This window comes from Caballeronia sp. LZ035, from assembly GCF_031451175.1.
Classification (GTDB): Bacteria; Pseudomonadota; Gammaproteobacteria; order Burkholderiales; family Burkholderiaceae; genus Caballeronia.
Window position 1 is genome coordinate 1,284,346 of sequence record NZ_JARUXS010000003.1, and the last position, 25,344, is coordinate 1,309,689.

A 25,344-nucleotide genomic window follows, 5' to 3' on the forward strand; every position below is an offset into this window, starting at 1 on the left:
CGGGGGCTCAGGTCAGCATCCAGGTGGTGAAGCGGTTCTGCAGCGCATCGTAGTGATCGCCCCACCACTGGTCGTTGATGACAATGCTGTTCGCATCGTGCATGTCCGGCATGCGCGCCTTCGCGGCGGCTGAGACGAGCGGCATCGCGGCGGCCGTGTTCGGCGCGAATTCGACCATCTCGCAGAACGCCGCCTGCCGGTCCGGACGCAAACAGAACGCCACGTACTGCATTGCGGCCTGCGTGTTCTTGCCGTACTTGGGCACCGCGAGATATTCGAGGCTGTTGAGCGTCTGCTTCATCGACATCTGAATGGACGTGCCCGCGCGCTGGGCCGGCAGCACGCGGCTCAGATACGTGTAGGTAAAGTCCAGTTCATTGCTGGCGATGAGCGTCACGGTTTCCGGCGTGGTCTCGATCCACTTGCGCACCGCCGGCTTGATGCGGTCCATCGCCTTGAAGGCGCGTTCGACATCGAGCGGATAGAGCTTGTCGGGCGCGACGCCATCGGCGAGCAGGGCCATCTCCAGGTTCTCGCTGACGCGCGGACGCAAACCGCGCCGCCCCGGATAAGTCTTCACGTCCCAGAACTCGGCGTAGGTCGTCGGCGGCTTGCCGCTGCGCTTCGGATCGAAGCCGATGCCGCCCGCATACGAATACGTGCCGACGAAATCCGCTCCGGTCTTCGTGATGAGACCGTCGGTCTTGACGATCGCCGGATCGAGCTTTTCCCACATGCCCTGGCGCGAGCCGGTGACGATCTGCGGCCCGATGCTGTCGAACACGTCCCACGAGACGTTCTTCGACTCCACCTGCACCTTCATGCGCGCGAGGTCCGCGCTGTTGACGAGCGTCACCGCGATACCGGTTTCCTTCGTGAACGGCTCGGCGAACGCGCCGCGTATCGCGGCTTCGTAGGCGCCGCCCCAGCAGGTCACGGCAATGCTCTTCGACTGCGCGCGCACGATGGCCGGCGCGCCGAGCAGCGCGGCCCCGGCGAGCGCCCCCGCCTGTTGCAGGAATACGCGCCTTGCGGGCGCCGGGGTGTCGGCATCGGCTTCGGGTTGCTGCGGGACTTGCGCTTTCATGTCGGTCTCCCTGAGTGGTCGGGTCGGGGCGATGCTTTATCCAGCGATCCAGATGGCCTTCCAGTCCATGTATTTGTCGAAGGCGTGCATCGACTTGTCGCGGCCGAAGCCGGATTGCTTGAAGCCGCCAAAGGGCGACGACATCGTGCCGCGGTCGAAGCAGTTGACCCACACGACGCCCGCCTTCAGCTGACGCGACACCTGCTGCGCGCGCGTGATGTTCGAGGTCCAGACGGCGGCGGCGAGGCCGTAGATGGTGTCGTTGGCGATGCGCACCGCTTCTTCCGGCGACTCGACGGTGATCGCCGCCAGCACCGGCCCGAAGATCTCCTCGCGCGCGATGCGCATGGTGTTGCTGACCTGGTCGAAGACCGTCGGCTCGATGAAGAAGCCGCCCGATTCCGTCCGCGCCGCGCGCCCGCCCGCGACGACCTGCGCGCCATCGGCCCGGCCGGCGTCGATATACGACAGCACCGATTCGTGCTGCACCTGGCTCACGATCGCGCCCATCTTCGTGGCGGGATCGAGCGGGTCGCCGGGCACGAGATCGCGCGCGATGGCCGTGACCTTCGCCAGCAGTTCATCGCGCACGGCGGCGTGGACGATCAAACGCGAGCCCGCATTGCACACCTGCCCGCTGTTGCCGAAGATGCCCGCCGCGACGGCGCGCGCGGCGGCGTCGAGGTCGGGGCAGTCGTCGAGCACGATATGCGGGCTCTTGCCGCCGCATTCGAGCCCGACGCGCTTGATGTTCGACTGCCCGGAATACTGCATGAACAACTTGCCGACCGCCGTGGAGCCGGTGAAGCCGACGGCGTCGACGTCCATGTGCAGGCCGAGCGCGCGCCCCGCCGTCTCGCCGTAGCCCGGCAAAACGTTGAGCACGCCGGGCGGCAGGCCGGCTTCGGCTGCGAGCGCGGCGATGCGGATGGCGCTGAGCGGCGACTGTTCGGCGGGCTTCAGGATCACCGAATTGCCCGACGCCAGCGCCGGGCCGAGCTTCCAGCTCGCCATCGACAGCGGATAGTTCCACGGCACCACCGCCGCCACCACGCCGAGCGGCTCGCGCACGATCATCGTGGTCATGTCGGGGGCGGCGGGGGCGGTTTCGCCATAGAGCTTGTCGATGGCCTCGCCGTACCACTGGATACAGGTCGCCGAACTGACGATGTCGCCGTTATAGGCGTTCGCGATCGGCTTGCCGACATCGAGCGATTCGAGCAGCGCCAGTTCCTCGCGATGCTCCATCATCAATTGCGCGAAGCGCAGCATCACGGCCTTGCGCTCGGCGGGCGGGCGGCGCGACCAGACGCCGGATTCGAACGCACGCCGCGCGCTGGCGACGGCCACGTCCACGTCCTCGCTGCCGCACTCGGCAATCTCCGCGATGACCCGGCCCGTGGCGGGATTCACGGTCGCGAAAGTCTTGCCGGAGAGTGCGGACACGTATTGCCCGTCGATGAACGCCCGCCCCTCGGGCCGGAGTGCCTCGGCGCGTGCGCGCCACACCGTTGCGTCGGGAATGCTCACAGCAAGGCTCCTTGAATGTCAGTTCGATTGGCTCATGCGTTCATGCGACTGAAATCAGTGTACGGTTTCAAAAGTATGAAAACCAATACATTCTGCTAAGCTTGTTCCTGCCGAAAAGTTATACCCTTTCCCGGTGTCCGCCATGCTCAAAGTGCGTCATCTCGAGATCTTCCGTGCGGTCGTGAAGGCCGGCAGCGTGTCGGCGGCCGCGCGGCTGCTGTATGTGTCGCAGCCCGCCGTGACCAAGACCCTGCGGATGCTGGAAGAAGAGATCGGGCTCACGCTGTTTCTGCGCGTGAAAGGACGGCTCGTCTGCACGCCCGAGGCCGAGGCTATCCTGCCGGAGATCGAACGGCTGTTCGGGAGCGTGCAATCGATTGCGGAAACGGCGCGCGAAATCCAGCAAGGGCAGCGCGGCTCCATTCGCGTCTCCACCGTGTCCATGCTGGCCACGACCATCGTCGCGCGGGCGGTCGGCGAGTTCCGCGAGACGCATCCGTCTGTCGAATTCGACATCCGCGCGCTGCCCACGCGGCATGTCGTCGAATACGTGAACAACAATCAGGCGGACTTCGGGATTCTCGATGTGGCCGCGCCGTCAGGCACGCTGGAGGTGGAGGAGTTTTGCAGCGCGGAGCTGCGCTGCGTGATGCGCGCGGGGCATCCGCTGGCGGATCGCAAGACCGTCACGCCGCGTCTGCTCGACACCGAAATGCTCGCCACCTTCGGCGAGGACACGCTGACCGGCTGGCGGCTGCGCGAGGCGTTTCGCGCACAGGGCAGGAGTTTTTCGAGCGCGTTCGTCTCGAACAGCACGCCGGTGCTGTGCGCGCTGGTGCGGGAAGCCAATGCCGTCGCACTGGTGGATCCGTTCGCGCTGATGGGCCGCTCGTTCCCCGATCTCGTCTCGCGGCGCTTTTCGCCGGCGGTGCCCGTGGAGCCGCGTTTCCTGTTCGCGCCGGGCAGGCCGAGATCGGTGATCGTCAATCAGTTCGTCGCGCAGTTGAAGGAGACCGCCGCGCGGATGGCGGCGGCCTGAGGCGCGCTTTTTCGGAGGTTCAGGCGTCGGCCGGCACGTCGTCTTCAAGCGGCTTCGACACCGCCTTCAGCGGCTCGGCCACGGCTTGCGGCGCGGCCTCGAAGCGATGCACGTCGTGGGTAACGAAACCCAGGTCGTGACTCGGAATCTCGAACCATTCCGGATGCCCGAACGACCGCCGGATATCTTCGAGCCCGCTTGCCCAGTGCTCGTCCATCGTGTCGTTGCTGAACTCGTAGTCCTTGTAGTGGCCTTCGAAGAACTTGTTCTTGTAGATCAGATGCACGACGTTCACCGCGCCGCCGTCCGCCACCTTCTGCGCCTCCAGCAACAGCGGATGCGAACGCCGCACCTTTTCCGGCACGTGTTCCAGCAGTTCCTTGATGAGCCGCGCGTGCTTCTGGTTGTGCGAGACGAAATCGGTAATCGCGCGGGTGCGGCTCGAATACTGGATGTCCTTGGTGCGCTCGCTCACGTCGAGGAAATCGCCGGGCAAGGTGCCGCGCGCGCTCCAGAGATCCACCTGGAACACGAGCGTGTCCTTGTGCTGGCTCTCGCGGATGATCTCCGTCAGCGGCGTGTTCGAGACGAGACCGCCGTCCCAGTAGAACTCGCCGTCGATCTCCACCGCCGGAAAGCCCGGCGGCAACGCGCCCGACGCCATGAAGTGCTCGGGCTCAAGGCGCATTTTCGTGTTGTCGAAGTACACGAGATTGCCTGTGCGCACGTTCACCGCGCCCACTGACACGCGCATGTTGCCGTCGTTGATGCGGTCGAAGTCGGCGAATTGCAGCAGCGTCGCGCGCAAGGCCGAGGTGTCGTAGAAGCTGACATTGTTCGGGAGCTTCGACTGCGCGTCCGGGACGAGCGCCGGCACCTGCACGCGCGGCGAGAAGAAACCGCGCTGGCCTTCGGTCAAGGCGCGCGCCGCCGCCCACATGCTCGAAAACGTCCGGCCCATGTTGGCAAAGCCGAACGCGGCGGGCACGAACGCGCCCACATGCCCGATCAGGTCCGCCGGCTGGCAGATCGTGTTCCAGAAGCCGCGCAGCGCCGCCACGCGATGTTCAGGCGCATTGCCCGCGACGATCGCCGTATTCAGCGCGCCGATGGAAATGCCCGACGTCCAGCTCGGCTCGACGCCCGTTTCGGCCAGCCCTTCGAACACGCCGGCCTGGTAGGAACCCAGCGCGCCGCCGCCTTGCAGCACGAGACAGACCTCGTCGTAGTCCGGCAGCGCGACGTGGTTCGCCTGCGTGAGTGAGTTGCGTTGACTGCGGCGCATGGATTCTCCTTGTCGTTGTGCCTGTTTTTACTGCATGAACCAGCCGTGACTCACGACCACCGACTGCCCCGTCAGCGCATTCGATTCGAAGCCCGCGAGGAACGCGACCGTGTTCGCGACATCGGCGACGGTGGTGAATTCGCCATCGACGGTTTCCTTCAGCATGACGTTCTTCACGACTTCTTCCTCGGAGATGCCGAGCGCCTTCGCCTGTTCGGGAATCTGCTTCTCGACGAGCGGCGTGCGCACGAATCCGGGGCACACGACGTTGGCGCGCACGCCGCGCGGGCCGCCTTCCTTCGCGACGACGCGCGCCAGACCCAGCAGGCCGTGCTTCGCCGTGACATAGGCGGACTTCAGCTTCGACGCTTCATGCGAGTGCACCGAGCCCATATAGATGATCGAGCCGCCCTTGCCCGACGCGTACATGTGCTGGATGGCGGCCTTGGTCGTGAGGAACGCGCCGTCGAGGTGGATGGCGAGCATCTTCTTCCAGTCCGAGTACGCATACTCTTCGATGGGCGCGACGATCTGGATGCCCGCATTCGACACCAGCACGTCAATGCCGCCAAGCTTGGCCACCGTGTCCGCGATGCCCGCGTTCACCGCTTCCTCGCTGGTGACGTCCATGGCGACGGCGATCGCCTTGCCGCCCTCCGCGACGATGCTGTCGGCCACTTTCTGTGCGTTGGCCAGATTCAGGTCGGCGATGACGACGGCCGCGCCGTCGGCGGCGAGCTTGCGTGCCGTCTGTTCGCCGATGCCGCTCGCAGCGCCCGTGACGAGCGCGACTTTTCCTTGCAGTGCCATGTGCCTGCTCCTTGTTCGATGAGGGTTATTGATTGACCGCGAGCTTCAGTTCGCCGGGCGCGAGATAGTCGTAAGCGACTTCGCCGATATCCAGCGTCAGGTTCGCGATCACGTGCCGCGCGCCGACCACCTTGCGCACCGGCAGATCCGCGACCGGCGCGAGCGCGTGCGCGTGCAGTTCGAGCGCGGCCGGGCCTTCCCATGCGCCGAGCACGCTGACGTCGCGCAGGAAGAAACGCACCAGTTCGCACACGCGCGCCGTGCCGTCCACGTGCGGCAGCACTTTCAGCAGATAGTTGGGCGTGTCGGCGAGCTTCCTGCGTTCGACTTCGAGGTCAAGCGGACGATACTTGTAGCCCATCGTGCCGGTGGCAATGCGCTGCGTGCCGTAGTCGAGCGTGCCGAGCAGCGTGTCCTTGCCATCCACCGAAAGACGCGGCGACGCCAGCTTCTTCGGAAAGCCCCAGATTTCCCGACCGCCCGCGATCGGGCCTTCGTCGTCGAGATACATCGCGTGGGTGTAGCTGGCCTTGGCGCCGTCCGGATCGATCACCGAGATCACCTGGCCGCTTTCGGTGTAGTCGCCGAAGCCCGATGAATCCGGCATGCGAATGAATTCGTAATGCACGAGCGCGCTGTCGACTTCGAGCGGCTCCGGCACCACGGCGCGCAGGGCATCGAGGTCCGTCTCGTACGAGATGATGAAGTACTCGCGATTGAGGAAGCGGAACGGCGGACGCGGGTACGCCGGGTTATGCACCGGCATGGCGAAGGCGTTTCTGCGGATGTCGTCTTCTTTCACTGGATCGTCCCTGAGTTGAGAGCAGGCACGATAGTAGATGCAGAAGATGACATTTGTCGCGGACCAGAGGCAGCTTGATGACCCTCACGCCAGCACTACGAACAGACAAAACGTTTGTTGCGTCAACAGCTTATGGATACCTACTGGATGATTGCATTTTTTTGTGCAATATACTGTTGCCTGAACGCGCGTCCTTCTCCAGGCGCCGCGCGGTCACATGAGAGCCGGATTTCGTGGTTGCGGTAGTGCTTGTGGTCTTGTATTTTCGGAACGCAACGCGGCGGGCCATGCGTTGCTTGCAGGTTCAGGCCATCTCCTAAAAAGCGAGTCTCTGATGAAAACGTCTTTGAAGAAGTCCCTCGTGCTCCTGGTGCTGGCGGCTTTTGCGGCGCCTACTCTGACCTACGCTGCGGCGGATTACCCGGACAACAAGCCGCGTCCCGCGTATCACAAGAAGGGACAAAAGCATAAGCACCACAAGAAGTCGTCGCCGCCCGCCGCGCCGGCGCAGTAACGCTTCATTTTTCGTCAAGGGAAGCACGCACGTCCTTATAGGGACGTGCGTGCTTTTTCGTTTCTGCACTATTCAATCGTTCGACCTGAGCCGGGCGCGCATCGCGTCGAGCCGCGCAGCGTCGATGCCACCGCGCGTCGCCAAGAGTTCCAGCGCCTGCAACGCCAGCGACGCGCCGTGGATCGAGGCGGCTTTTGCGTCGGCATCGAGTTCGAGCGTCGTGCAGCGTCTTGCGGCATGGGTGCGCCAGATTCTCCGCGACGCGAACAAGGCCAGCACCACACCGATGCCCGGCGCACTCACGCGCCACCATTCTTCCTCGGGCGAGGCCTCGAACAGCAGGCACGGCACCGACATCAGCGCCGCCATCAGCAACATGGCCCGCGCGAGGTCGAGGAGCAGGGTTCTGCGCTGCGTCGCATGTCCCACTTCATGCGCGATCACCACGTTCAGCAGCGGCTCGGGCAAGGCGAGCGTGGCGGCGTCGATCTCGATGCGGTTGAACAGCGCCTCGTAGCACGGCCCGCCCGCACGCGTCACGAAGCGCGCGCGCGGCGGCGCGACGTGCAGCACGGCGGCATCGGCGGCGATCAGCGCGCGGACGTGGGCGCGGGCTTCGTGCGGGTTCATCGGCTTGTGTCTCAGCCTGGGTTGTCGGTCCAGGCGCTGCGCTCGTGCCATGTGTCGATCTCGGCGGTAAGGCGCGCGAGCTTGGCGCGCACGAGTTCGAGACCCGGACCGCCGAGCACCAGATGTCCGGGCGGCTCGGGCGCGGTCACCGCCTCGATGATCACCTGTGCCGCGCGCGCCGGATCGCCCGGCTGCTTGCCGCTGCGCTCCGAAATCGCCGCGCGCCGCGTACCCGCGCCGGCTGCGTAGTCCTCGATGGGCTGACGCGTCTGCTTCAGCGAGCGCCCCGCCCAGTCCGTACGGAACGGGCCGGGCTCGACAGCGGTCACCTTGATGCCGAGCGTCTCTGTCTCGCGCGCCAGCGCCTCGCCGAGACCTTCGAGCGCGAACTTGGTCGCCGCGTAATAGCCGCTGCCCGGATTGCCGACCAGTCCGCCCACCGACGTAATGTTGACGATGTGTCCCGAGCGGCGCTCGCGCATGCGCGGCAGCACGGCGCGGATCATCGCCGCCGCGCCGAAGAAGTTCGCTTCGAACATCGCACGCACTTCGTCCTCCTCGCCTTCTTCCACCGCCGCGAGATAGCCGAAGCCGGCGTTGTTGACGAGCACGTCGATCCGGCCGAACGCTTCATGAGCCTGCGCGACGGCGGACTGGACCTCGTCGGCGCGTGTGACGTCCAGGCGCACCGCGATGGCGCGGTCCTTCGCGGGCGAGACGAGATCGGCGACGCTGTCCGGATTGCGCGCCGCGACGACCGCGCGCCAGCCTTTCCCGATGACCGCGGCGGCCAGTTCGCGGCCGAAGCCGGTCGAGCAGCCGGTGATGAACCAGACAGGGGTATCGCTCGTCGATGCGGACATTGCGCTTTCTCCATTGAGGTGCGCTGCATATCGGCTGATCGGTCGATGCTTCGATCCATGCCGGTACCGACGCGCACATGAGGTTGACCAGCGGAATCGCACAGAAGACCGCCTGGACCCTATGTTGAAGCAAACGGCGCAAGCGTGCTGCTCGTGGCTTCGTGGTCCGTTGGCGCTTGCCCGGAAATATGGAATGCCGATGACGTGTCATTCGATTATCTTGAATGTCACGCTTTATCTAATTCGACAACGAATTTTTGCAAGCGCCGACTTTATAATCAGCTTTCACCCGATTCACTTCTTCGCTGTTCCCGTTTCAACCTTCCGGGCAGGAGTTTCCCTTGAAGCAGCTGGGCTTTACTGCCGCTGTGGCGTTGCTGCGCGTCTTTTCCATTCTTCCCTACGGTCTCGTTGCAAGGCTTGGCAGCGCGCTCGGCGCGTTGTTATACAGATTGCCGAGCTCGCGCAAACATATCGTTCACGTGAACCTGCGTCTGTGTTTTCCGGGTCGGGAAGCACGCGAATACGAACGGCTTGCGAAAGATCATTTTCGCCACGTCATTCGAAGCTATTTCGAACGCGGCATTCAATGGTTCGGCAGCACGAAGTCGATACAGAAGCTCGTTCAGGTGGAAAGCCGAATCGATCTGCACAGCCATCAAACCGTGCCGACCATCTTCCTGGGTTTCCATTTCGTGAGCATCGAGGTCGGCTGCATTCTCTATTCCACGCGCTTTCCGGCCGCGTCTCTCTATACCCGCATGTCGGACGCGCGAATCTGCGCGCTCGCAAAACGGCAACGCGGCAGGTTCGGCGCGGAGATGATCGAACGTTCAACCAGCGCAAAAGCCATTGTCAGGCTGCTCCGCGCGGGCACGCCGGTCATGCTCGCCGCGGACATGGATCACGGCCCGGACAACTCGGTCTTCGTGCCGTTCTTCGGCGTGCCCACGTGCACGCTGACCTCCGTGTCACGGCTCGCACGGCTCTGTGGCGCCCAGGTCGTGCCCTTCGTTACCGAAGTGCTGCCGGGTTATCGCGGCTACAAGCTCACTATCTTCGAGCCCTTCGGCAACTTCCCGTCCGCGAGCGACACGCTCGATGCCGAACGCATCAACGCGTTTCTCGAAACCCAGGTGCGCAGGCATCCGGAGCAATACTACTGGGTGCATCGCCGCTTCAAGACACGACCGCCGGGCGTGCCAGGGGTGTACTGAGCGCCGCGCTTCAGCCTGCATCGCCCGCGCTGATCGCGGTCTGCATGCTCTTCAACAGCTTCGTCAAGTAACGCAGCAAGCCCACCGTATCGCCGAACTCCATGAAGCCGGGCTTCACGCCATCGCTGAACAGCAGCGTGCCGTCGAGCGTCGCATCGACGATCAGGCCGGCATAGGCGGCGTGCGGCATATAGGTGTCGGCGATGGCGAAGGTGTTGCCGTTCACCGCCGCGTCGCGCACCCGCATCAGGAACTGCACCTCGGGAGCGCGCGAGGCCGACAGCCGATGCACATCGAAATACTCGGCCACTGCAAGCAGCGCATTCGTACACGGCACGATCATCGCGAATGCAATGCGCTGGTCCGCGGTATCGAATGACGGCCAGGCAAGGTCATCGTCGGGGGGCGGCGCTTTCATCGGCGTGCCGGCCTCGCTATGCGTATGTGCCTCGGGATCAGAGCGCCGGCGTGCCATCAGTGTGTCCGCTTTTCTGAAATCGGGTGGTGGCGCGCCGCGCTCGATCCACTCCGACAACAACGCAGCGTAAGCTTGAAGCATGGTGACTTGCCCTTCGATGAACGCGACACCGATCCGGCATGCGTCCGGGTTGCTGTGCTCTGACATATCGTCTCCTCTTGAAAGCAGCTGACACAAAGCAGGCTATTACTGTTGCAACAAGCGCGCCTGTGTAAGGACGCAAGAAAAATCGACAGTTAGTTGCCGGATAACTTCGGAATAAACCTATCTATGTGACAGCCATGTGTAAGAAAGACTACAAACTGCATGGGCGATATTTACCGAACGCTGACGATCCGCTATATTCCGTTCGCTACAGCGTCAGTCATCGGCGGCAAGGCGCCGGGGCAACGCCGTCCGCCCGCTTGCATTCAAGGCGGGACATCAGCCCCTTCGTTTGACGACCTTTTTTTCTTAAAGCACTCGACCTTCGCATGCTCGTCTTGCGAAGCCGGGAAGATCGCGTTCGCGTGCCGAAAGCGCCGCGCCGTGCACTGACCACGCCGTGTCGAGCGGACAACCTCAAGGAAAACAACAATGAAGAAGCACATCGTAGCGGCCGCCGCGCTCGGCCTGTTCGCCCTGTTCGACACGGCAGCGCACGCGCAAAGCAGCGTCACGCTGTACGGCATCATCGATGCCGGCATCACCTACGCCAACAAGGTCGCGACCACGGGCGGTCATGACAGCGTGGTCAAATACGGCGACGGCGTGGCGCAAGGCAGCCGTTGGGGCCTGCGCGGCGCGGAAGACCTGGGCGGCGGTCTGAAGGCGATCTTCGTGCTCGAAAGCGGCTTCAACAGCGGTGACGGCACGCTGGGCCAGGGCGGCGCGGAATTCGGCCGTCAGGCCTATGTCGGCATCTCGAAGAGCGAAGTCGGTTCGGTGACGTTCGGCCGTCAGTACTCGTTCTCCACCGACTATCTCGGCGGCAACTACACGATGGGCAGCCAGACGCCCGCCGGCAACTACGCGTATCACATCAACGACCTGGACCAGCTGACGTCGAGCCGCATCAACAACGCGGTCAAGTTCAGCAGCGCCGATTTCCACGGCCTCACGTTCGGCGCGATGTACGGCTTCTCCAACTCGACCAACTTCGCGGGCTCGCCCACGACGGGCACCGGCGCGACCGCCGTGCAGGGTTCGTCGAGTGCGTATAGCTTCGGCCTGAACTACAAGCAGGGTCCGCTCGGCATCGGCGCGGCGTACACCAACATCCGCTTCCCGAACGGCGCGACGCCCGCGTTCAGCGTGAGCATCGCGAACATCAACACGACCGGTCTGCGCGATCTGGAAACCTTCGGCGTCGGCGCGCGCTACACCATCGCGGACGCGCTGATCTGGGCGAACTGGACGCACACGAAGTTCGAGCCGATCACAGCGGGTTCCTCGACGCTGAACAACTATGAAATCGGCGGCAAGTACGCGTTCACGCCGGCGTTGAGCGCGGGCCTCGGCTACACGTTCTCGGACCTCGACGGCAACTTCGACGGCCGCTGGCACCAGGTCAACGGCGTCGTGGACTACGTGCTGTCGAAGCGCACCGACGTCTACGTGATCGGCGCCTTCCAGAAAGCATCGGGCAGCAATCGCGGGGTTCCGGTGCAGGCGGAAATCGGTTCGGCGTCTTCGTTCGTCGGCAGTGCGGGCGCGAATACGCAGCTCGTGACGCGCGTGGGTCTGCGTCACCGCTTCTGATCGAACTCCGCTTCATCGAGGCGCGATGCTCGCAAGGGCATCGCGCTTTTTAATTGTCGGACGCCGCACGCGCATAGCGCGCGAGGAACATGTCCGCGGCGGCTTCGGCAACCTTCTTCTGCTCGTGCTTCGTCAGCGTGGGCTGGCCCATCGCCACTTGCGGCCAGAAGGCGAAGCCCTTCACGATGCCATGCAGTTGCTGCCCGGCGAACACGGGATCGGTGAGGCTCAGACGGCCATCGGCGGCGGCCTTCCTGATCCACACGGTCAAGTCCTCTTCCCGTTCGCCAATCCGCGCGACGATATCGCGCGCCCGTTCCGGCGAGTGAATGCCCGCCGATATCGCCATGCGCGCCACCGACAGGAACGACTCGTCGTTCATCAGCCGCAGCTTGCGCGCGAGCAAGGCCAGCAACTGCGCGCGCAAGGGCTCGCTGCTGCTGTAGGCGGGGGCGTCGCCGGCGTCGCTTTCGTCCCAGAGACGCAGCAGGATGGCCGCGAACAAGGCTTCCTTGCTCGGGAAATGGTTGTACACCGTGCGCTTCGAAACGTCCGCGCGCGCGGCAATGCGGTCCATGCTGGTGGCGTCGTAGCCGGCCGCAATGAACTCCTCGACTGCCGCGTTCATGATGGCGGCGCGCTTGCGGTCCGTCAGGCGCTGGGGAATGTCGTTCGAACTCATCTGTTTATTTTACACCGCACGGTTTACTTTTTTGGCGAGATTAAACTACACTGTGCAGTGTACATTTTGCGTCGGATGCCATTCTCATGAGTTCTTTCGCTGATCGCATCAACCATGCCCTCGGACTGGCCGCTGCCCGGCGCGGCCGGGAACTGTCGACCGCGTCGCCGCAGCATGACGGCACGCGCTTTCGCAATGTGAAGCCGCGTCCGTCGGAAGGATTCGGCAAGACCTTGCGGATCATGTGGAACATGCTGTTCAACAAGCCGCGCAACTCGGTGCCTGCGCAGGCGCCTGTCGTCGATACGCTCACGCGCGAGCAATTGGACGCCGCGCCGGATCGCAGCCTGTACCGGCTGGGTCACTCCACCTTGCTGTTCAAACTGCGCGGCGCTTACTGGCTGACGGATCCGGTATTCGGCGAGCGGGCGTCGCCGTTCAAGCGCGTCGGTCCGAAGCGGTTTCATGCGCCACCCATTGCGCTGGCGGACTTGCCGCCTTTGCGCGGCGTGATCCTCTCGCACGATCACTACGATCACCTCGACCGCGACACCGTGCTCGCGCTGGCCGCGACCACCGAAGTGTTCCTGACGCCGCTCGGCGTCGGCGACCGTCTGATCGAGTGGGGCGTCGATGCCGCAAAAGTTCGTCAGCTCGACTGGTGGCAAAGCGCGCAGATCGACGGTCTCACACTGACCGCCACGCCCGCGCAGCACTTCTCGGGGCGCAGCCTGTTCGATGGCAACAGCACGCTGTGGGCTTCGTGGGTCATCGTCGATGACGCCCTGCGCGTGTTCTTCAGCGGCGACACGGGCTACTTCGAAGGGTTTCGCGCCATCGGAGAGAAGCTGGGTCCGTTCGATGTCACCTTCGTCGAGACCGGCGCCTACGATGCGCAATGGCCCTACGTTCACATGCAGCCGGAACACACAGTGCAGGCGCATATCGACTTGCGCGGACGCTGGCTCGTGCCAATCCACAACGGCACGTTCGACCTCGCGATGCATCCGTGGCAGGAGCCTTTCGAACGCGTGACGGGGCTGGCCTTGGCGCGCGGCGTCGCGGTGTCCACGCCGCGCATGGGCGAGCGGCTCGATCTGGAAGCGCCGCATCGCGGCGAGCGCTGGTGGCGCGAGACGGCGGTTGATGAACGCGGCGCACCCGCCTGGCGGATGTGCGCGTCGCGTACGCAAGACGTCAAGTAAGTCGATTCCTGCGGCGTGCGGCCGCGTCAACGCCGAGCATCGCCAGCACCGGCCGCACCGCGCCTTCGAGCAGCTTGCGCTGCGGATTGACCCGCGCAAGCACGCGCAACCCCATCAACGCGGCGAGCAAGGTTTTGGCGATGTCGCCGGCGTCGAGATCGAGCGGAATCGATCCGTCTTTCTGACCCGCGCGCACACAACGCAGGAAGAATCCTTCCATATCCTTCAGCACGCCGTTCAACGCGCGATGAAACGAATCGTCGTGCGGCGCGAGTTCCAGCGCCGAGTTGACGACCATGCAACCCCGCCGATGCGGATCGTTCACCGAGAGCTTGATGATCTCGTCGAAGAACATCGCGATGGCATCGCGCGGCAGCACGTGGTGTTCCAGACGCTGCACTCGCGCGCGAAAGCCGCGCTCCACGTAGCGTTCGAGCACACGTTCATAGAGCGCGCGCTTATCGCCGAAAGCGTTGTAGAGACTCGCCGATGTCAAGCCCATGGCCGTGGCGAGATCGCGCACCGAACTCGCTTCATAGCCGCGCGACCAGAATTGCGTCATGGCCGCATCGAGGGCGGCATCCTCATCGAACTCACGCGGACGCGGCATACGCTGGCTTCCTCTCAGGCCGTCTTCGGAAAGTTCGACGGAAACAGCGAGCGCTTCGTTTCGTCGTCGTTGACGCTCTTGAACGCGTGCGTCTTGTTGACGGCGCGCGCACGGGCCACGGCAGGACGCGCGTCGATGTGCGCGAACCAGCGCTTCAGTTCCGGATAGGGACCGAGCGGATCCTCGCTGTTCTTGAGCACACGCGACGCGCGATCCAGCCAGCCCCATGCCGACATGTCGGCAATCGTATAAGCATTCCCGACGATGAACTCACGCCCCTTCAAGTGATCTTCAATTACCTGGTAATGCCGGTCCACCTCGCGGCGATAGCGGTTCACCGCGTAGTCGAGGCCTTCGGGCGCGGCGTACTGGAAATGCACTGCCTGTCCCGAGAACGGGCCAAGGCCGCTGGCGATGAACATCAGCCATGAAAGCAATTGCGGACGGTCTTCCGGCGCGCCGATGAACTGACCGCTCTTCTCGGCGAGATACAGCAGGATGGCGGTGGAATCGAACACGACCGCGCGCGTGTTGCCGGGTCCTTCCGTGTCCACGATGGCCGGCACCTTGCCGTTCGGATTGATGGCGCGGAATGCGGGCAGATGCTGTTCGCCTTTGCTTGTATCGACCGGTTTCAGCGTGTAGGGAAGCCCCGACTCTTCGAGAAAAAGCGCGATTTTCGCGGGATTGGGCGTCGGGTGGAAGTAAAACTCGATCATGCCGGTCGTCTCCTGGATTGCGCTTGATGGGTGCAGCCGGCGTATTTTAGATCGACTGATATAAAACCTGCAATCCGCCGCCCCGATGCTGCGCGAATCGCGGCGAGCGGGTAAGGTGGCGAGTTCCGCCTCAACCCTGCTTTCAAACGCAATGCAGCCCACCGATTCCAATTTCTTCACCCTGCTCAGCGAGAGCTACGCGCGCCTGCTGAACACGCCGCTGGTTCCCGACGCAACCCTGCCGGCCACCGAGGCCGCGCGCTGGCTCTATGAAGACGCGCCTTTCGGCATCCTTGCACACGACACGCAGGCGGACCCGGTCTTCGTGTACGGCAACCTCCAGGCGCAGCGCCTGTTCGGCTATACGTGGAACGAGCTGACCGCGCTGCCCTCGCGTCTCTCCGCTGAAGCGCCGGAGCGCAGCGAGCGCCAGGCGTTTCTCGAACAGGTGACGCGCGATGGTTATGTCGAGGGTTATCGCGGCGTGCGCGTGAAGAAATCGGGTGTGCGGTTCTATATCGAGCGCGCGACGGTCTGGCAGTTGTTCGACCGCGACGGCGTGTATCGCGGACAAGCGGCGATGATTCCGCAAGTCAGCGATATCGTCTGAAGCTCGCTTAGATCACGGTCAGCTTGCGAAGCACATCGACGAGCGGCGTCGTCCCCTTGACGATGTCCTCGCGATGCCCTTCGAAGTCGATCCAGCCTTCGTTGAAACCGTCGAGCATCCGTATGCGGGGCAGCGGGTAGCGCATGCCCTGACTCGTGAACAGCGCTTCCCACGTGTCGCGCGGCACGCTCTCCACACGCACGGGCTTGCCGAGCACATCCGAGAACGCCGCGGCGATATCGACGGGACGCACACGCGCCGGACCCTCCAGTTCCACCACGCGCGCACCTTGCCATTCCTCCTGCATGAGCCGCGCGGCGAGTTGCCCGATGTCGTCGGTAGCGACCATCGGAATCGCATGATCGGCGGGTTGCAGGAACGAGCGCACGATGCCTTCGTCACGCGCCGAGGCCACGTCCCACGCGCAGTTTTCCATGAACCACGCCGGACGCAGGAACGTGACCGGAACCGGCTGTTGACGCAGTGCTTCTTCCAGCAGCGTGCGCTGGGTCAGCAGATTGGTTTGCGTCGCTTGCGCGCCAACGGTCGAGAGACACACGATCCGTCCAGGCCGCGCACGCGCCACGGCAGCCACGATCGTATCGATCACTTCGCGCGCTTCCGGAAATCCCGGCTGCGGATCGAACTCCGAAGGCGGCAGCAGGAACACGGCTTCGGCGCCCTCGAAGGCGCGGGTGAGCGCGTCGGCGTCGGTCATCGTGGCGAGCGCGATCTCACAACCGCGCGCCGCCCACGCCGCGCCCTTCTGCGCGTCGCGCACCACCGCGCGCACCGCCTTGCCCTGCTGCAACAGTGCGTGTCCGAGCGCGCCGCCGACTTGTCCGGTAATCCCTGTGATGACGTACATGGTGTGACTCCCTGGTTCGTTTGACATCGATGAGTTGAATGTTAAGGAACGGGATCGCATGAATAAATGGCGCGGGGGTTATCGGATTAATGACGCGGCGGCATGAAACGGCGTGCTCCGTTCTGTTCGATGCGAAATTCACCTGGTGACAGCGCACATCATGAATTAGAGTATTTTTGCCACGCCCATCGCATGGAGGCTGGCTCCGCGGGTCAGAAGCGCGCGGACGTTCGTGCAAGCCTTTTCATCCCACTTTCCACTCACTCGTGCGCAGGGCCCCTGCGGCCCGATCGCCAGCCGTTCGTTATTCGTTATGCGTTGTTCGTTTGAGGACCGCTCCGGCCCGGATGAACAATCGAAGTCCTGTTCATCGGGTCAAGCATTCACCTTCAATGAAGGAGAAAACCATGAACATCCGGCATGCAGGCATCGTGTCAGCCATGGCGCTGGCACTTCTATCGTCCAGTGAGATCGGTCAAGCTCACGACCGTTGCTCGAATGCGTCGCTACACGGGCCGTACAGCTTCATTGGCCATGGCGTGATACTCGGACTGAAAACCGCCGACGGCGTGCTGCACCCCTACGCGTCCCCGTCGATTCTCGATGACGTCGCGCTCGTCACGTTCGATGGAAACGGCAGCTTCCAGCGTACCGACTTCGGCGTGATCGGCGGCTTGCCGAAAGGCGGCAGTACGTCATTCAATCCCGCCCAGCACGGCCTCTACACCGTGAACGACGATTGCACCGGCACCATGCAGATCTTCTACGACGCAGGTGGCTCCGTGCCGGCGGGCGTCGAAACCGATCTGAACATCGTCGTTGCAGCGGATGGCAACCTGGTCGAGTCCGTGGTCTACAAGGCGGTGACCGTGTCGGGCACGACCCTCGACAAGACAACGTGTCCGAGCAATTGCGAACAAGGCGTGCAGGAATACTTCGAGGGAAGAAAGGTGGCCACCTCGGGCTTCCGCGAGCCGAGATGACGGACGGCAGCACGCCATCGTCCGTCTTGCACCGCGCCTTCACGTTGCATACACGCTTATCATCGGAGTTCCGCCTATCGAATCAATCTCACGATCATTCGCCCCGGAGGTTTCATGCCGCCGCTATGCGCAATCCATCTGCTGCAAACGAAAGAAGGCTCACGCCTGCACGGCACGGAGCGCGACGCGTGGCGGCGCTGGGGCCCTTATTTGAGCGAGCGTCAATGGGGCACCGTGCGCGAGGACTACAGCGAATACGGCACCGCGTGGGACTTTTTTCCGCACGACCATGCGCGCAGCCGCATGTACCGTTGGGGCGAAGACGGCATCGCGGGCTTCGGCAACGACCCGCTCGACTGGTGCATCTCGCTCGGGCTATGGAACGGCCGCGATCCGATCCTCAAGGAACGGCTCTTCGGTCTCACGAACGAACAGGGCAATCACGGCGAAGACGTGAAGGAGCTGTACTTCTACGTGGATGGCACGCCCACGCATTCGTACATGAAGATGCTCTACAAGTATCCGCATGACGCGTTTCCCTATCAGGATCTGATCGACGAGAACCGGCGGCGCGGCGCGGATCAGCCCGAATACGAAGTGCTCGACACCGGCGTGTTCGACGCCGACCGTTACTTCGACGTCTGGGTCGAATACGCAAAGCACACCGCCGACGACATCGTCATGCGCGTGACCATCGAGAATCGCGCGAACGAGGCCGCCGCGCTGCACGTGCTGCCCCAGTTCTGGGCGCGCAATCGCTGGGCGTGGTCGGCGAGGCATGGAAAGCCGTCGCTGACCTTGCACGGCAAGGGCGGCCAGGACGAACACGTCGTCGCGCATCATCCGGCGCACGGCACCCTGCATGTGAGCGCCACGGCCGACGTGCCGCTCGAATGGCTATTCTGTGAGAATGAGACGAACGTTCGGCGCATCTTCGGCATCGAGGGCGAAGGACCGTTCAAGGACGGTATCAACGACTATCTCGTCGATGGCGACACCGCCGCCGTCCGCCGCGACCACGGCACGCGGGCGGCAGCGCACGCCTGTCTCGAACTCGGCCCGCATCAGCGCGCGGTGATGACCTTGCGCTGGCGTCCCGCCGATCAGGACGTGCCGCTCGACACGGATGCGCTGGTCGCGCGCCGGCAGGCGGAAGCCGACGAGTTCTACGCGACGCTGCAACACGACATCGACGACGCCGACGCGCGCCTCGTGCAGCGTCAGGCGCTGGCCGGCATGTTGTGGACGAAGCAGTATTACCAGTTCGACGTCACGCGCTGGCACGACGGCGATCCCGGCCAGCCCGAGCCGCCGAAGCAGCGCCGGCACGGCCGCAATGCGGACTGGCGGCACATGTGCAACGGTGATGTCGTCTCGATGCCGGACAAATGGGAATACCCGTGGTACGCGTCGTGGGACCTCGCGTTTCATGCGGTGGCCTTCGCGATGATCGACCCGGACTTCGCGAAGAAGCAGTTGCTGCTGCTCGTGAAGGAACGCTACATGCATCCGAATGGGCAGCTACCGGCCTATGAATGGGCGTTCGGCGACGCGAATCCGCCGGTGCATGCATGGGCCACGTGGCGCGTGTACGAACTCGACCGCGAGATGACCGGCATCGGCGATCACGCGTTTCTCGAAGTGATGTTCCACAAGCTGCTGCTGAACTTCGCGTGGTGGGTGAACCGCAAGGACGCCGACGATCGCAACATCTTCCAGGGCGGTTTTCTCGGGCTGGACAACATCGGCATCTTCGACCGCTCGCAGCCGCTGCCGACCGGCGGACGCATCGATCAGGCCGACGGCACCGCATGGATGGCCTCGTATGCGCTCGACCTGATGCAGATCGGCCTCGAACTTGCGCTGAAGAACGACGCGTACGTGGAGATCGCCGTCAAGTTCTTCGAGCATTTCCTGTATATCGCGGAGGCCGTCAGTTGCGGCGACGGCTGCATTACCGGCCTGTGGGACGGAGAAGACGAGTTCTTCTACGACGTCCTGCATCTGCCCGACGGCACGCGTGTGCCGATGCGCATCCGTTCCATCGTCGGCCTGATTCCGTTGTTCGCGGTGCATGTGCTGGAGGAAAGCGTCTATGGCGAACTGCCCGGCCTGCGCGAACGGCTTGCCTGGTTCCTCGATCACCGGCCTAATCTGGCGAAGCTGGTCTCCCGCTGGATGGAACCTGGCAAGGCCAACACAACGCTGCTGTCGCTGCTGCGCGGGCATCGGATGAAAGCACTGTTGCGGCGCACGCTCGACCCCGAGGAATTCCTCTCCGATTTCGGCGTGCGCGCGCTCAGCCGTGTGCATTGCGACAAGCCCTACCTGTTCGATCGCGACAACGTGCATCTGTGCGTGCGCTATCTTCCGGCGGAATCGGATTCGCGCGTGTTCGGCGGCAATTCGAACTGGCGCGGCCCGATCTGGATGCCCGTGAATTATCTGCTGATCGAGTCGCTGTACGAATTCCATCGCTATTACGGCGATGCGTTCCGTATCGAGGATCCGGCGCAGCCCGAACGCACCTGTTCACTGAGCGACATTGCCGACAATCTGTCGCGGCGTGTGACCACCCTGTTCCTGAAGAACGCCGAAGGCAAGCGGCCCGTGATGAGCGCCTATCCGCAGCTCCAGGCGGACCCGCGCTCACAGGACCTCGTGCTGTTCCACGAGTATTTCCATGGCGATACCGGCCGCGGCGTGGGCGCATCGCATCAGACCGGCTGGAGCGGACTGGTTGCGCTGCTGTTGCAGCCGCGTCTGATGAAGCTGGCGCATGCGCGACCGGAGGCGCCGGTCATGTCGGTGCGCTTGCATGAAGATCCGACGGCCGCGATGGCGCGTTAGTGCATCGACATCAGCGTTCCAGATTGCCGAAGCACACATACTTGGCCTCGAGATATTCCTCGATGCCGGAGGATGCGCCCTCGCGCCCCATTCCCGATTCCTTGATGCCGCCGAACGGCGCGACCTCGTTGAACACCAGGCTGTCGTTCACGCCGACCACGCCGCATTCCAGCGCCTCCATCACGCGGAATGCGCGGCTGATGTCAGCCGTGTAGAAATAGGCCGCGAGGCCGGTGCGCGTGTCGTTGGCGAGCGTGATGACGTCGTCCTCGTCGCGGAACGGCAGCACGCTGGCCACCGGTCCGAGCACTTCGTCGCCGCATATGCGCATGTCTGGCCTGACGTTCGTGAGTACGGTCGGCCTGAAGAAACCTGAATCGGAACGCACGCGGACGCCGCCTGCTGCGACCGTCGCGCCCATGCCCACCGCTTCACTGATCAACGCCTCGATGCGTGCCACCGCTTCCTCGCTGATGAGCGGACCAATCTGCACGCCTTCGTCGAGACCGTCGCCGACCTTCAGCACCGCGACCTTCGACACGAGCCGCCCCACGAACGTCTCGTACACATCCTCATGCACGAAGAAACGGTTCGCGCACATCGCTGCCTGGCCGGTATGACGAAAGCGCGCATCGAGTGCGCCCTTCACGGCGAGATCGATATCCGCGTCATCGAACACGATGAACGGGCAATTCGCGCCCAGTTCCAGCGACATCTTCTTGACCGTCGATGCACACTGCGACATCAACTGCTTGCCCGCTTCGATCGGTCCGGTGAACGACACCTTGCGCACCTCGGGATGCGCGAGCAGCGTGCTGCGGATCGGGTCGGCTTCGCCTGTCAGCACGGAAAGCACGCCCCGCGGCAAGCCGGCGTTTTCACCGAGCGCGCACAGTGCGAGCGCCGAGAACGGCGTGGAGGGATCGGGATGCAGGATGACCGTGCACCCCGCCGCGAGCGCCGCGCCGACGCGCCGCGCGACCATCGAAGCCGGAAAGGCCCACGACGTGATGGCGCCGCATACGCCCACCGGCTGATGCAGCACGCGGATACGTTGATTACGCCGCGGCGCCGGAATGTTGTCGCCGTAGATGCGGCGCGCTTCCTCGGCGAACCAGTCGAGATAATTCGCGGCCTGCGTGATCTCGGCGCGCGCCTCGTGCAGCGGCTTGCCCTGCTCGCTGCACAAGATGATGGCAAGATCGTCGCGATGATGTTCAACGAGACGGCCCCACTCGCGCAACACCGATGCACGCTCGCGGCTGCTCCAGTTGCGCCAGTCCTGCAAGGCCGCCTGCGCGCATTCCACGGCATGCGCCACCTGCTCCTCCGTCACCTGCGGCACCGAGCCGATGACGGCGCGCGTCGAAGGATTGGTGACCGCCACGCGCGGCAGCGCAGTCTCGTCCACCCATGCGCCGGCGATGTAGGCGGATTGCTCGAACAGACTTGGACACTGTAGTTCCATGGTGTGCTCCCATGCGTTGAGCGCTTCGTGCAAGCGTCACGAGCTTAACGCATTTTCCAGGAGCGTCCGCCCGCATCCGGCAATGGCCGGTATACGGGCGCATGGAACTTAGTGAGACGCGCCCTCCACCGCGCCGATGCCGGTTTCCGAGCGCACGGTCTGCGCGTCGAAGCCTGCCTGGTCGATGCGCGCCCGTGCCGACTTGTCCGTCACCGAGAACAGCCAGATGCCGGCGAAGCCGATCGCCATCGAGAACAGCGCCGGCGATGCATACGGAAACGGCGCGCTGGCGTAATGGAAGACATCGACCCATACGGCTTTGGAGAGCACTGTCAGCACGACCGCCGACAGCAGCCCCATGAAGCCGCCCAGCGCCGCGCCGCGCGTGGTGCAGCCGCGCCACAGTACCGAGAGGAACAGCACCGGAAAATTCGCCGACGCAGCCACCGCGAAGGCAAGCGACACCATGAACGCAATGTTCTGCTTCTCGAACACGATGCCCAGCACGACCGCGACGATGCCGAGCACGATGGTCGTCACGCGCGATACCTTGAGTTCGCTCTTGCTCGACGCCTGGCCCTTCTTGAAGACGGTTGCATACAGATCGTGCGACACGGCGGACGCACCCGCGAGCGTCAGGCCGGCCACCACGGCGAGGATGGTCGCGAAGGCCACTGCCGAGATGAAGCCGAGGAACACGTTGCCGCCCACGGCGCTCGCCAGATGCACGGCCGCCATGTTTGTGCCGCCGAGGAGCTTGCCGCCCGCGTCCTTGAAGGCCGGGTTGGTGCTCACCAGCACGATTGCGCCGAAGCCGATGATGAAGGTGAGAATGTAGAAATAGCCGATCCACGTCGTCGCCCAGAACACGGACTTGCGGGCTTCCTTGGCGTTCGGCACCGTGAAGAAGCGCATCAGGATGTGCGGCAGGCCTGCCGTGCCGAACATCAGCGCGATGCCGAAGGAGATCGCCGAGATGGGGTCCTTGATGAAGTTGCCCGGACCCATGATCGACGCCTTCATCGCGTGCACGTCCACCGCTTTCGCGAACAGCGCTTCCGGGCTGAAGTGGAACTGCCACAGCACCATGAAGGCCATGAAGGAAGCGCCCGCGAGCAGCAGGCAGGCCTTGATGATCTGCACCCAGGTGGTCGCCGTCATGCCGCCGAACAGCACGTAGACCATCATCAGCGCGCCGACGATCACCACCGCTATCCAGTATTCAAGCCCGAACAGCAGCTTGATGAGCTGGCCCGCGCCGACCATCTGCGCGATCAGATAGAACGCGACGACGACGAGCGTACCCGACGCGGCGAACGCGCGGATCGGTGTCTGCTTGAAGCGGTATGCGGCGACATCGGCGAAGGTGAAGCGGCCCAGATTGCGCAGCCGCTCGGCCATCAGGAAGGTGATGATCGGCCAGCCGACCAGGAAGCCGATCGAATAGATCAGGCCGTCATAGCCATTGGAATAGACCGCCGCCGAAATGCCCAGGAACGAGGCCGCCGACATGAAGTCGCCGGCAATCGCGAGACCGTTCTGGAAGCCCGTGATGCCGCCGCCGGCCGTATAGAAGTCGGCGGCCGAGCGGGTTTTCTTCGCGGCCCATTTGGTGATGAAGAGCGTCGCGATCACGAACGCGATGAACATGCAGATTGCGGTCCAGTTGGTGGGCTGCTTCACTGCCTGACCGAGATCGCCGCCGGCGGCGAACGCAGCGGCGGACGCAGCGAGCAACAGGCCCGCGAGCGCGAGCGATGAAAGTCGTGACGGCTTCATGCAGCCTCCCGCTTGATCTGGTCGGTGAGTTCGTCGTAGGTGCGATTGGCGTGGCGCACGTACAGCCCCGTGATGACGACGGTGAAGACGATCACGAACAGGCCGATCGGCATGCCCCAGGTCATCACGCCCGCGCCCATCTTCGCGGAGAGCAGTTCCTTGTTGAACGCGATCAGCAGCACATAGCCGTAGTACACGACCAGCACGAGCGCCGTGAGCGTCCAGCCGAGCTTCGAGCGCTTGCGCACCAGTTCGCCGTATGCGGCGCTCGCTCTGATTTGTTCGACGATCTTCAGGTCCATCGGTGTCTCCTGTTCGCGCGCACGAACGCCTGCGTCCTGCGTGGCGCGCGGACGGGCGGCGATGCGGTCGAGGTTGTTGCAGCGGGATGCTCCCCGGTCGGGGGTCGGCATGGGTCGCGCACGCGCATGCTTTTCAGGCGAGCGATGCGTGAGCTGCGCTGGAGACTAAGGTAAAAGGATCCGCTTACCTGTTTCTTACGGCATGCGGATTAATCGGCCGGGGTTTACGCGAAGCGTTGCGCTTCGTCATGCCGTGAAGGAGGGAGCACGACGCGAACCGCAGTCCGCGCCGTGAAGCAGACGTGTCACGCAGCCACGGCGTCTGCGCATCGCTCATACACCAGCGCGGCGGCGGCCAGGTCTTCCAGCGCGGTGCCCACCGCCTTGAACAGCGTGCGCTGCGTGTCGCCGGTGCGGCCGGGCGCTTCGCCGCGACACAATCGTTCGAGTGTCGGCCAGTGCTCGGGGCCCGTGACCACACCGCGTTCGAGCGGCCCAAGCAGGTCGCCCGATTTCTGGAACGCTTCAGCCGTATCGACGAACACGCGCGCGCCGGCAAAGCACGCATCATCGGCTTCGCGCATGGCCGGCGTGAAGCTGCCGATCAGATCCAGATGCGAACCCGGCGCAAGCCATTCGCCTTGCACGACCGGCTGCGTCGCGAGCGTTGCGCAGGTCACGACATCGGCACATGCCACGCTCGCGGGCAAATCCTGCACGACGCGCGCGCCGAAACCCAGTTCGGAGAGCCGCGCCACCAGACGCTCCGATGCCGCCGGATTCGCATCCCATACCTCCACTTCGCTGATCGGCAGCACGCAGCGGTAGGCCTCCGGCACGAGACTGCCGACACGCCCCGCGCCGAGCAATGTCATCCGCGTCGCGTTCTTGCGCGCCAGGAAGCTCGCGCCCAGCGCCGACGCGGCAGCCGTGCGGCGCGACGTGATCTCGTTGCCGTCCATCTGCGCGAGCGGTGCGCCGGTGCGCGCGTCGTACAGCACATAGGTCGAATGCAGTCCCGGCAAGCCGACCGCCGCATTGCCCGGATACACGTTCACGGTCTTGATGCCGAGATAGCGCCCTTCCTGCCACGCGGGCATGATGAGCACGGTGCCTGCATCGCTCTCCGTTTCGATCTTGTGGTTATGCCGCAGCGGCACCGTGCAGCCTTCGACGAACATCTCCCGCAGGGCCGCGATCAAAGCGGGGAACTCCAGCGCGCCGCCCGTCGTGGCGGCATCGAACATTTTCATGACATCACTCGCTTGTCGTT

24 protein-coding genes are annotated in these 25,344 nt (G+C 64.0%); 8 read left to right on the plus strand and 16 right to left on the minus strand.

Annotation, left to right across the window (positions count from 1 at the left end):
- Positions 1–7: 7 nt before the first annotated feature.
- Both QCE88_RS28525 and QCE88_RS28530 read right to left on the minus strand, forming a co-directional pair.
- Positions 8–1,087, minus strand: coding sequence for an ABC transporter substrate-binding protein (locus QCE88_RS28525; RefSeq protein WP_309908232.1), 1,080 nt, complete (start codon positions 1,085–1,087; stop codon positions 8–10).
- 36 nt (positions 1,088–1,123) lie between these two features.
- Positions 1,124–2,617, minus strand: a complete 1,494-nt coding sequence (locus QCE88_RS28530; protein ID WP_309908233.1) for an aldehyde dehydrogenase — start codon at positions 2,615–2,617, stop codon at positions 1,124–1,126.
- Positions 2,618–2,759: 142 nt separating this feature from the next.
- On the opposite strand from QCE88_RS28530, the gene QCE88_RS28535 reads away from it, so the two are divergent.
- Positions 2,760–3,656 (plus strand): LysR substrate-binding domain-containing protein, encoded by an 897-nt coding sequence (locus tag QCE88_RS28535; RefSeq protein WP_309908234.1) that lies wholly within the window; start codon positions 2,760–2,762, stop codon positions 3,654–3,656.
- Between the two features lie 19 nt (positions 3,657–3,675).
- On the opposite strand, the gene QCE88_RS28540 is transcribed toward QCE88_RS28535, so the two are convergent.
- Genes QCE88_RS28540 through QCE88_RS28550 form a run of 3 tightly spaced genes read right to left on the minus strand, consistent with a single transcriptional unit; the run spans position 3,676 to position 6,553 of the window.
- Positions 3,676–4,941 (minus strand): patatin-like phospholipase family protein, encoded by a 1,266-nt coding sequence (locus QCE88_RS28540; protein WP_309908235.1) that lies wholly within the window; start codon positions 4,939–4,941, stop codon positions 3,676–3,678.
- A 27-nt stretch (positions 4,942–4,968) separates the two neighbouring features.
- Positions 4,969–5,751 (minus strand): 3-hydroxybutyrate dehydrogenase, encoded by a 783-nt coding sequence (locus QCE88_RS28545; RefSeq protein ID WP_309908236.1) that lies wholly within the window; start codon positions 5,749–5,751, stop codon positions 4,969–4,971.
- A gap of 25 nt (positions 5,752–5,776) precedes the next feature.
- Positions 5,777–6,553, minus strand: coding sequence for an acetoacetate decarboxylase (locus tag QCE88_RS28550; protein ID WP_309908237.1), 777 nt, complete (start codon positions 6,551–6,553; stop codon positions 5,777–5,779).
- Positions 6,554–6,887: 334 nt separating this feature from the next.
- Between QCE88_RS28550 and QCE88_RS28555 the strand changes: the two genes are divergently transcribed.
- On the plus strand, positions 6,888–7,067 hold the full coding sequence (locus QCE88_RS28555; RefSeq protein WP_309908238.1) for a hypothetical protein: 180 nt from the start codon (positions 6,888–6,890) through the stop codon (positions 7,065–7,067).
- 72 nt (positions 7,068–7,139) lie between these two features.
- Here QCE88_RS28555 and QCE88_RS28560 read toward each other — a convergent pair whose 3' ends face one another.
- Entirely contained in the window at positions 7,140–7,697 is a 558-nt protein-coding gene (locus tag QCE88_RS28560; RefSeq protein WP_309908239.1) for a hypothetical protein, read from the minus strand.
- 11 nt (positions 7,698–7,708) lie between these two features.
- A complete protein-coding gene (locus QCE88_RS28565) occupies positions 7,709–8,560 on the minus strand; it encodes an oxidoreductase (RefSeq protein WP_309908240.1) in 852 nt (283 codons plus the stop codon).
- A 341-nt stretch (positions 8,561–8,901) separates the two neighbouring features.
- Here QCE88_RS28565 and QCE88_RS28570 point away from each other — a divergent pair, with 341 nt between their 5' ends.
- Complete coding sequence (locus QCE88_RS28570) at positions 8,902–9,777, plus strand: lipid A biosynthesis lauroyl acyltransferase (RefSeq protein ID WP_309908241.1); 876 nt, start codon at positions 8,902–8,904, stop codon at positions 9,775–9,777.
- Positions 9,778–9,787: 10 nt separating this feature from the next.
- On the opposite strand, the gene QCE88_RS28575 is transcribed toward QCE88_RS28570, so the two are convergent.
- The gene (locus tag QCE88_RS28575) at positions 9,788–10,402 is read right to left on the minus strand and encodes a hypothetical protein (protein WP_309908242.1); all 615 of its coding nucleotides are present in this window, start codon (positions 10,400–10,402) and stop codon (positions 9,788–9,790) included.
- A 429-nt stretch (positions 10,403–10,831) separates the two neighbouring features.
- Between QCE88_RS28575 and QCE88_RS28580 the strand changes: the two genes are divergently transcribed.
- Complete coding sequence (locus QCE88_RS28580; RefSeq protein ID WP_309908243.1) at positions 10,832–11,995, plus strand: porin; 1,164 nt, start codon at positions 10,832–10,834, stop codon at positions 11,993–11,995.
- 49 nt (positions 11,996–12,044) lie between these two features.
- Here the strand turns inward: QCE88_RS28580 and QCE88_RS28585 are convergent, their stop codons facing one another.
- Positions 12,045–12,677 carry a TetR/AcrR family transcriptional regulator gene (locus QCE88_RS28585; RefSeq protein ID WP_309908244.1) on the minus strand — a complete coding sequence of 211 codons (633 nt, stop codon included), beginning with the start codon at positions 12,675–12,677 and terminating at the stop codon, positions 12,045–12,047.
- A gap of 86 nt (positions 12,678–12,763) precedes the next feature.
- Between QCE88_RS28585 and QCE88_RS28590 the strand changes: the two genes are divergently transcribed.
- Positions 12,764–13,882 (plus strand): MBL fold metallo-hydrolase, encoded by a 1,119-nt coding sequence (locus tag QCE88_RS28590; protein WP_309908245.1) that lies wholly within the window; start codon positions 12,764–12,766, stop codon positions 13,880–13,882.
- On the opposite strand, the gene QCE88_RS28595 is transcribed toward QCE88_RS28590, so the two are convergent.
- Together QCE88_RS28595 and QCE88_RS28600 are read right to left on the minus strand one after the other, a co-directional pair.
- Positions 13,875–14,492, minus strand: coding sequence for a TetR/AcrR family transcriptional regulator (locus QCE88_RS28595; RefSeq protein ID WP_309908246.1), 618 nt, complete (start codon positions 14,490–14,492; stop codon positions 13,875–13,877). The genes QCE88_RS28590 and QCE88_RS28595 overlap by 8 nt on opposite strands.
- Positions 14,493–14,506: 14 nt before the next feature.
- Positions 14,507–15,211, minus strand: coding sequence for a glutathione S-transferase family protein (locus QCE88_RS28600; protein ID WP_309908247.1), 705 nt, complete (start codon positions 15,209–15,211; stop codon positions 14,507–14,509).
- 151 nt (positions 15,212–15,362) lie between these two features.
- Between QCE88_RS28600 and QCE88_RS28605 the strand changes: the two genes are divergently transcribed.
- Positions 15,363–15,821, plus strand: coding sequence for an MEKHLA domain-containing protein (locus QCE88_RS28605; protein ID WP_309908248.1), 459 nt, complete (start codon positions 15,363–15,365; stop codon positions 15,819–15,821).
- A gap of 7 nt (positions 15,822–15,828) precedes the next feature.
- Here QCE88_RS28605 and QCE88_RS28610 read toward each other — a convergent pair whose 3' ends face one another.
- On the minus strand, positions 15,829–16,689 hold the full coding sequence (locus QCE88_RS28610) for an NmrA family NAD(P)-binding protein (protein WP_309908249.1): 861 nt from the start codon (positions 16,687–16,689) through the stop codon (positions 15,829–15,831).
- A gap of 407 nt (positions 16,690–17,096) precedes the next feature.
- On the opposite strand from QCE88_RS28610, the gene QCE88_RS28615 reads away from it, so the two are divergent.
- Positions 17,097–17,672 (plus strand): hypothetical protein, encoded by a 576-nt coding sequence (locus QCE88_RS28615; protein ID WP_309908250.1) that lies wholly within the window; start codon positions 17,097–17,099, stop codon positions 17,670–17,672.
- A gap of 114 nt (positions 17,673–17,786) precedes the next feature.
- A complete protein-coding gene (locus tag QCE88_RS28620) occupies positions 17,787–20,522 on the plus strand; it encodes an MGH1-like glycoside hydrolase domain-containing protein (RefSeq protein WP_309908251.1) in 2,736 nt (911 codons plus the stop codon).
- Between the two features lie 10 nt (positions 20,523–20,532).
- On the opposite strand, the gene QCE88_RS28625 is transcribed toward QCE88_RS28620, so the two are convergent.
- From QCE88_RS28625 to QCE88_RS28640, 4 genes are all read right to left on the minus strand, one after another.
- Positions 20,533–21,990 carry an NAD-dependent succinate-semialdehyde dehydrogenase gene (locus tag QCE88_RS28625; protein ID WP_309908252.1) on the minus strand — a complete coding sequence of 486 codons (1,458 nt, stop codon included), beginning with the start codon at positions 21,988–21,990 and terminating at the stop codon, positions 20,533–20,535.
- A 108-nt stretch (positions 21,991–22,098) separates the two neighbouring features.
- Positions 22,099–23,769 (minus strand): cation acetate symporter, encoded by a 1,671-nt coding sequence (locus tag QCE88_RS28630; protein WP_309908253.1) that lies wholly within the window; start codon positions 23,767–23,769, stop codon positions 22,099–22,101.
- The gene (locus tag QCE88_RS28635) at positions 23,766–24,071 is read right to left on the minus strand and encodes a DUF485 domain-containing protein (protein WP_309908795.1); all 306 of its coding nucleotides are present in this window, start codon (positions 24,069–24,071) and stop codon (positions 23,766–23,768) included. Before QCE88_RS28635 ends, QCE88_RS28630 begins: the two co-directional genes overlap by 4 nt.
- Positions 24,072–24,376: 305 nt before the next feature.
- Positions 24,377–25,324 carry an ornithine cyclodeaminase family protein gene (locus QCE88_RS28640; RefSeq protein WP_309908254.1) on the minus strand — a complete coding sequence of 316 codons (948 nt, stop codon included), beginning with the start codon at positions 25,322–25,324 and terminating at the stop codon, positions 24,377–24,379.
- Positions 25,325–25,344: the final 20 nt, after the last annotated feature.

Coding starts and splice junctions, on each gene's coding strand:
- QCE88_RS28635 (WP_309908795.1), bottom strand. CDS start 24,071: ATGGACCTGAAGATCGTCGAACAAATCAGAGCGAGCGCCGCATACGGC.
- QCE88_RS28575 (WP_309908242.1), bottom strand. CDS start 10,402: ATGTCAGAGCACAGCAACCCGGACGCATGCCGGATCGGTGTCGCGTTC.
- QCE88_RS28545 (WP_309908236.1), bottom strand. CDS start 5,751: ATGGCACTGCAAGGAAAAGTCGCGCTCGTCACGGGCGCTGCGAGCGGC.
- QCE88_RS28555 (WP_309908238.1), top strand. CDS start 6,888: ATGAAAACGTCTTTGAAGAAGTCCCTCGTGCTCCTGGTGCTGGCGGCT.
- QCE88_RS28535 (WP_309908234.1), top strand. CDS start 2,760: ATGCTCAAAGTGCGTCATCTCGAGATCTTCCGTGCGGTCGTGAAGGCC.
- QCE88_RS28525 (WP_309908232.1), bottom strand. CDS start 1,087: ATGAAAGCGCAAGTCCCGCAGCAACCCGAAGCCGATGCCGACACCCCG.
- QCE88_RS28600 (WP_309908247.1), bottom strand. CDS start 15,211: ATGATCGAGTTTTACTTCCACCCGACGCCCAATCCCGCGAAAATCGCG.
- QCE88_RS28590 (WP_309908245.1), top strand. CDS start 12,764: ATGAGTTCTTTCGCTGATCGCATCAACCATGCCCTCGGACTGGCCGCT.
- QCE88_RS28615 (WP_309908250.1), top strand. CDS start 17,097: ATGAACATCCGGCATGCAGGCATCGTGTCAGCCATGGCGCTGGCACTT.
- QCE88_RS28640 (WP_309908254.1), bottom strand. CDS start 25,324: ATGAAAATGTTCGATGCCGCCACGACGGGCGGCGCGCTGGAGTTCCCC.
- QCE88_RS28540 (WP_309908235.1), bottom strand. CDS start 4,941: ATGCGCCGCAGTCAACGCAACTCACTCACGCAGGCGAACCACGTCGCG.
- QCE88_RS28625 (WP_309908252.1), bottom strand. CDS start 21,990: ATGGAACTACAGTGTCCAAGTCTGTTCGAGCAATCCGCCTACATCGCC.
- QCE88_RS28620 (WP_309908251.1), top strand. CDS start 17,787: ATGCCGCCGCTATGCGCAATCCATCTGCTGCAAACGAAAGAAGGCTCA.
- QCE88_RS28605 (WP_309908248.1), top strand. CDS start 15,363: ATGCAGCCCACCGATTCCAATTTCTTCACCCTGCTCAGCGAGAGCTAC.
- QCE88_RS28585 (WP_309908244.1), bottom strand. CDS start 12,677: ATGAGTTCGAACGACATTCCCCAGCGCCTGACGGACCGCAAGCGCGCC.
- QCE88_RS28580 (WP_309908243.1), top strand. CDS start 10,832: ATGAAGAAGCACATCGTAGCGGCCGCCGCGCTCGGCCTGTTCGCCCTG.
- QCE88_RS28595 (WP_309908246.1), bottom strand. CDS start 14,492: ATGCCGCGTCCGCGTGAGTTCGATGAGGATGCCGCCCTCGATGCGGCC.
- QCE88_RS28560 (WP_309908239.1), bottom strand. CDS start 7,697: ATGAACCCGCACGAAGCCCGCGCCCACGTCCGCGCGCTGATCGCCGCC.
- QCE88_RS28565 (WP_309908240.1), bottom strand. CDS start 8,560: ATGTCCGCATCGACGAGCGATACCCCTGTCTGGTTCATCACCGGCTGC.
- QCE88_RS28610 (WP_309908249.1), bottom strand. CDS start 16,689: ATGTACGTCATCACAGGGATTACCGGACAAGTCGGCGGCGCGCTCGGA.
- QCE88_RS28630 (WP_309908253.1), bottom strand. CDS start 23,769: ATGAAGCCGTCACGACTTTCATCGCTCGCGCTCGCGGGCCTGTTGCTC.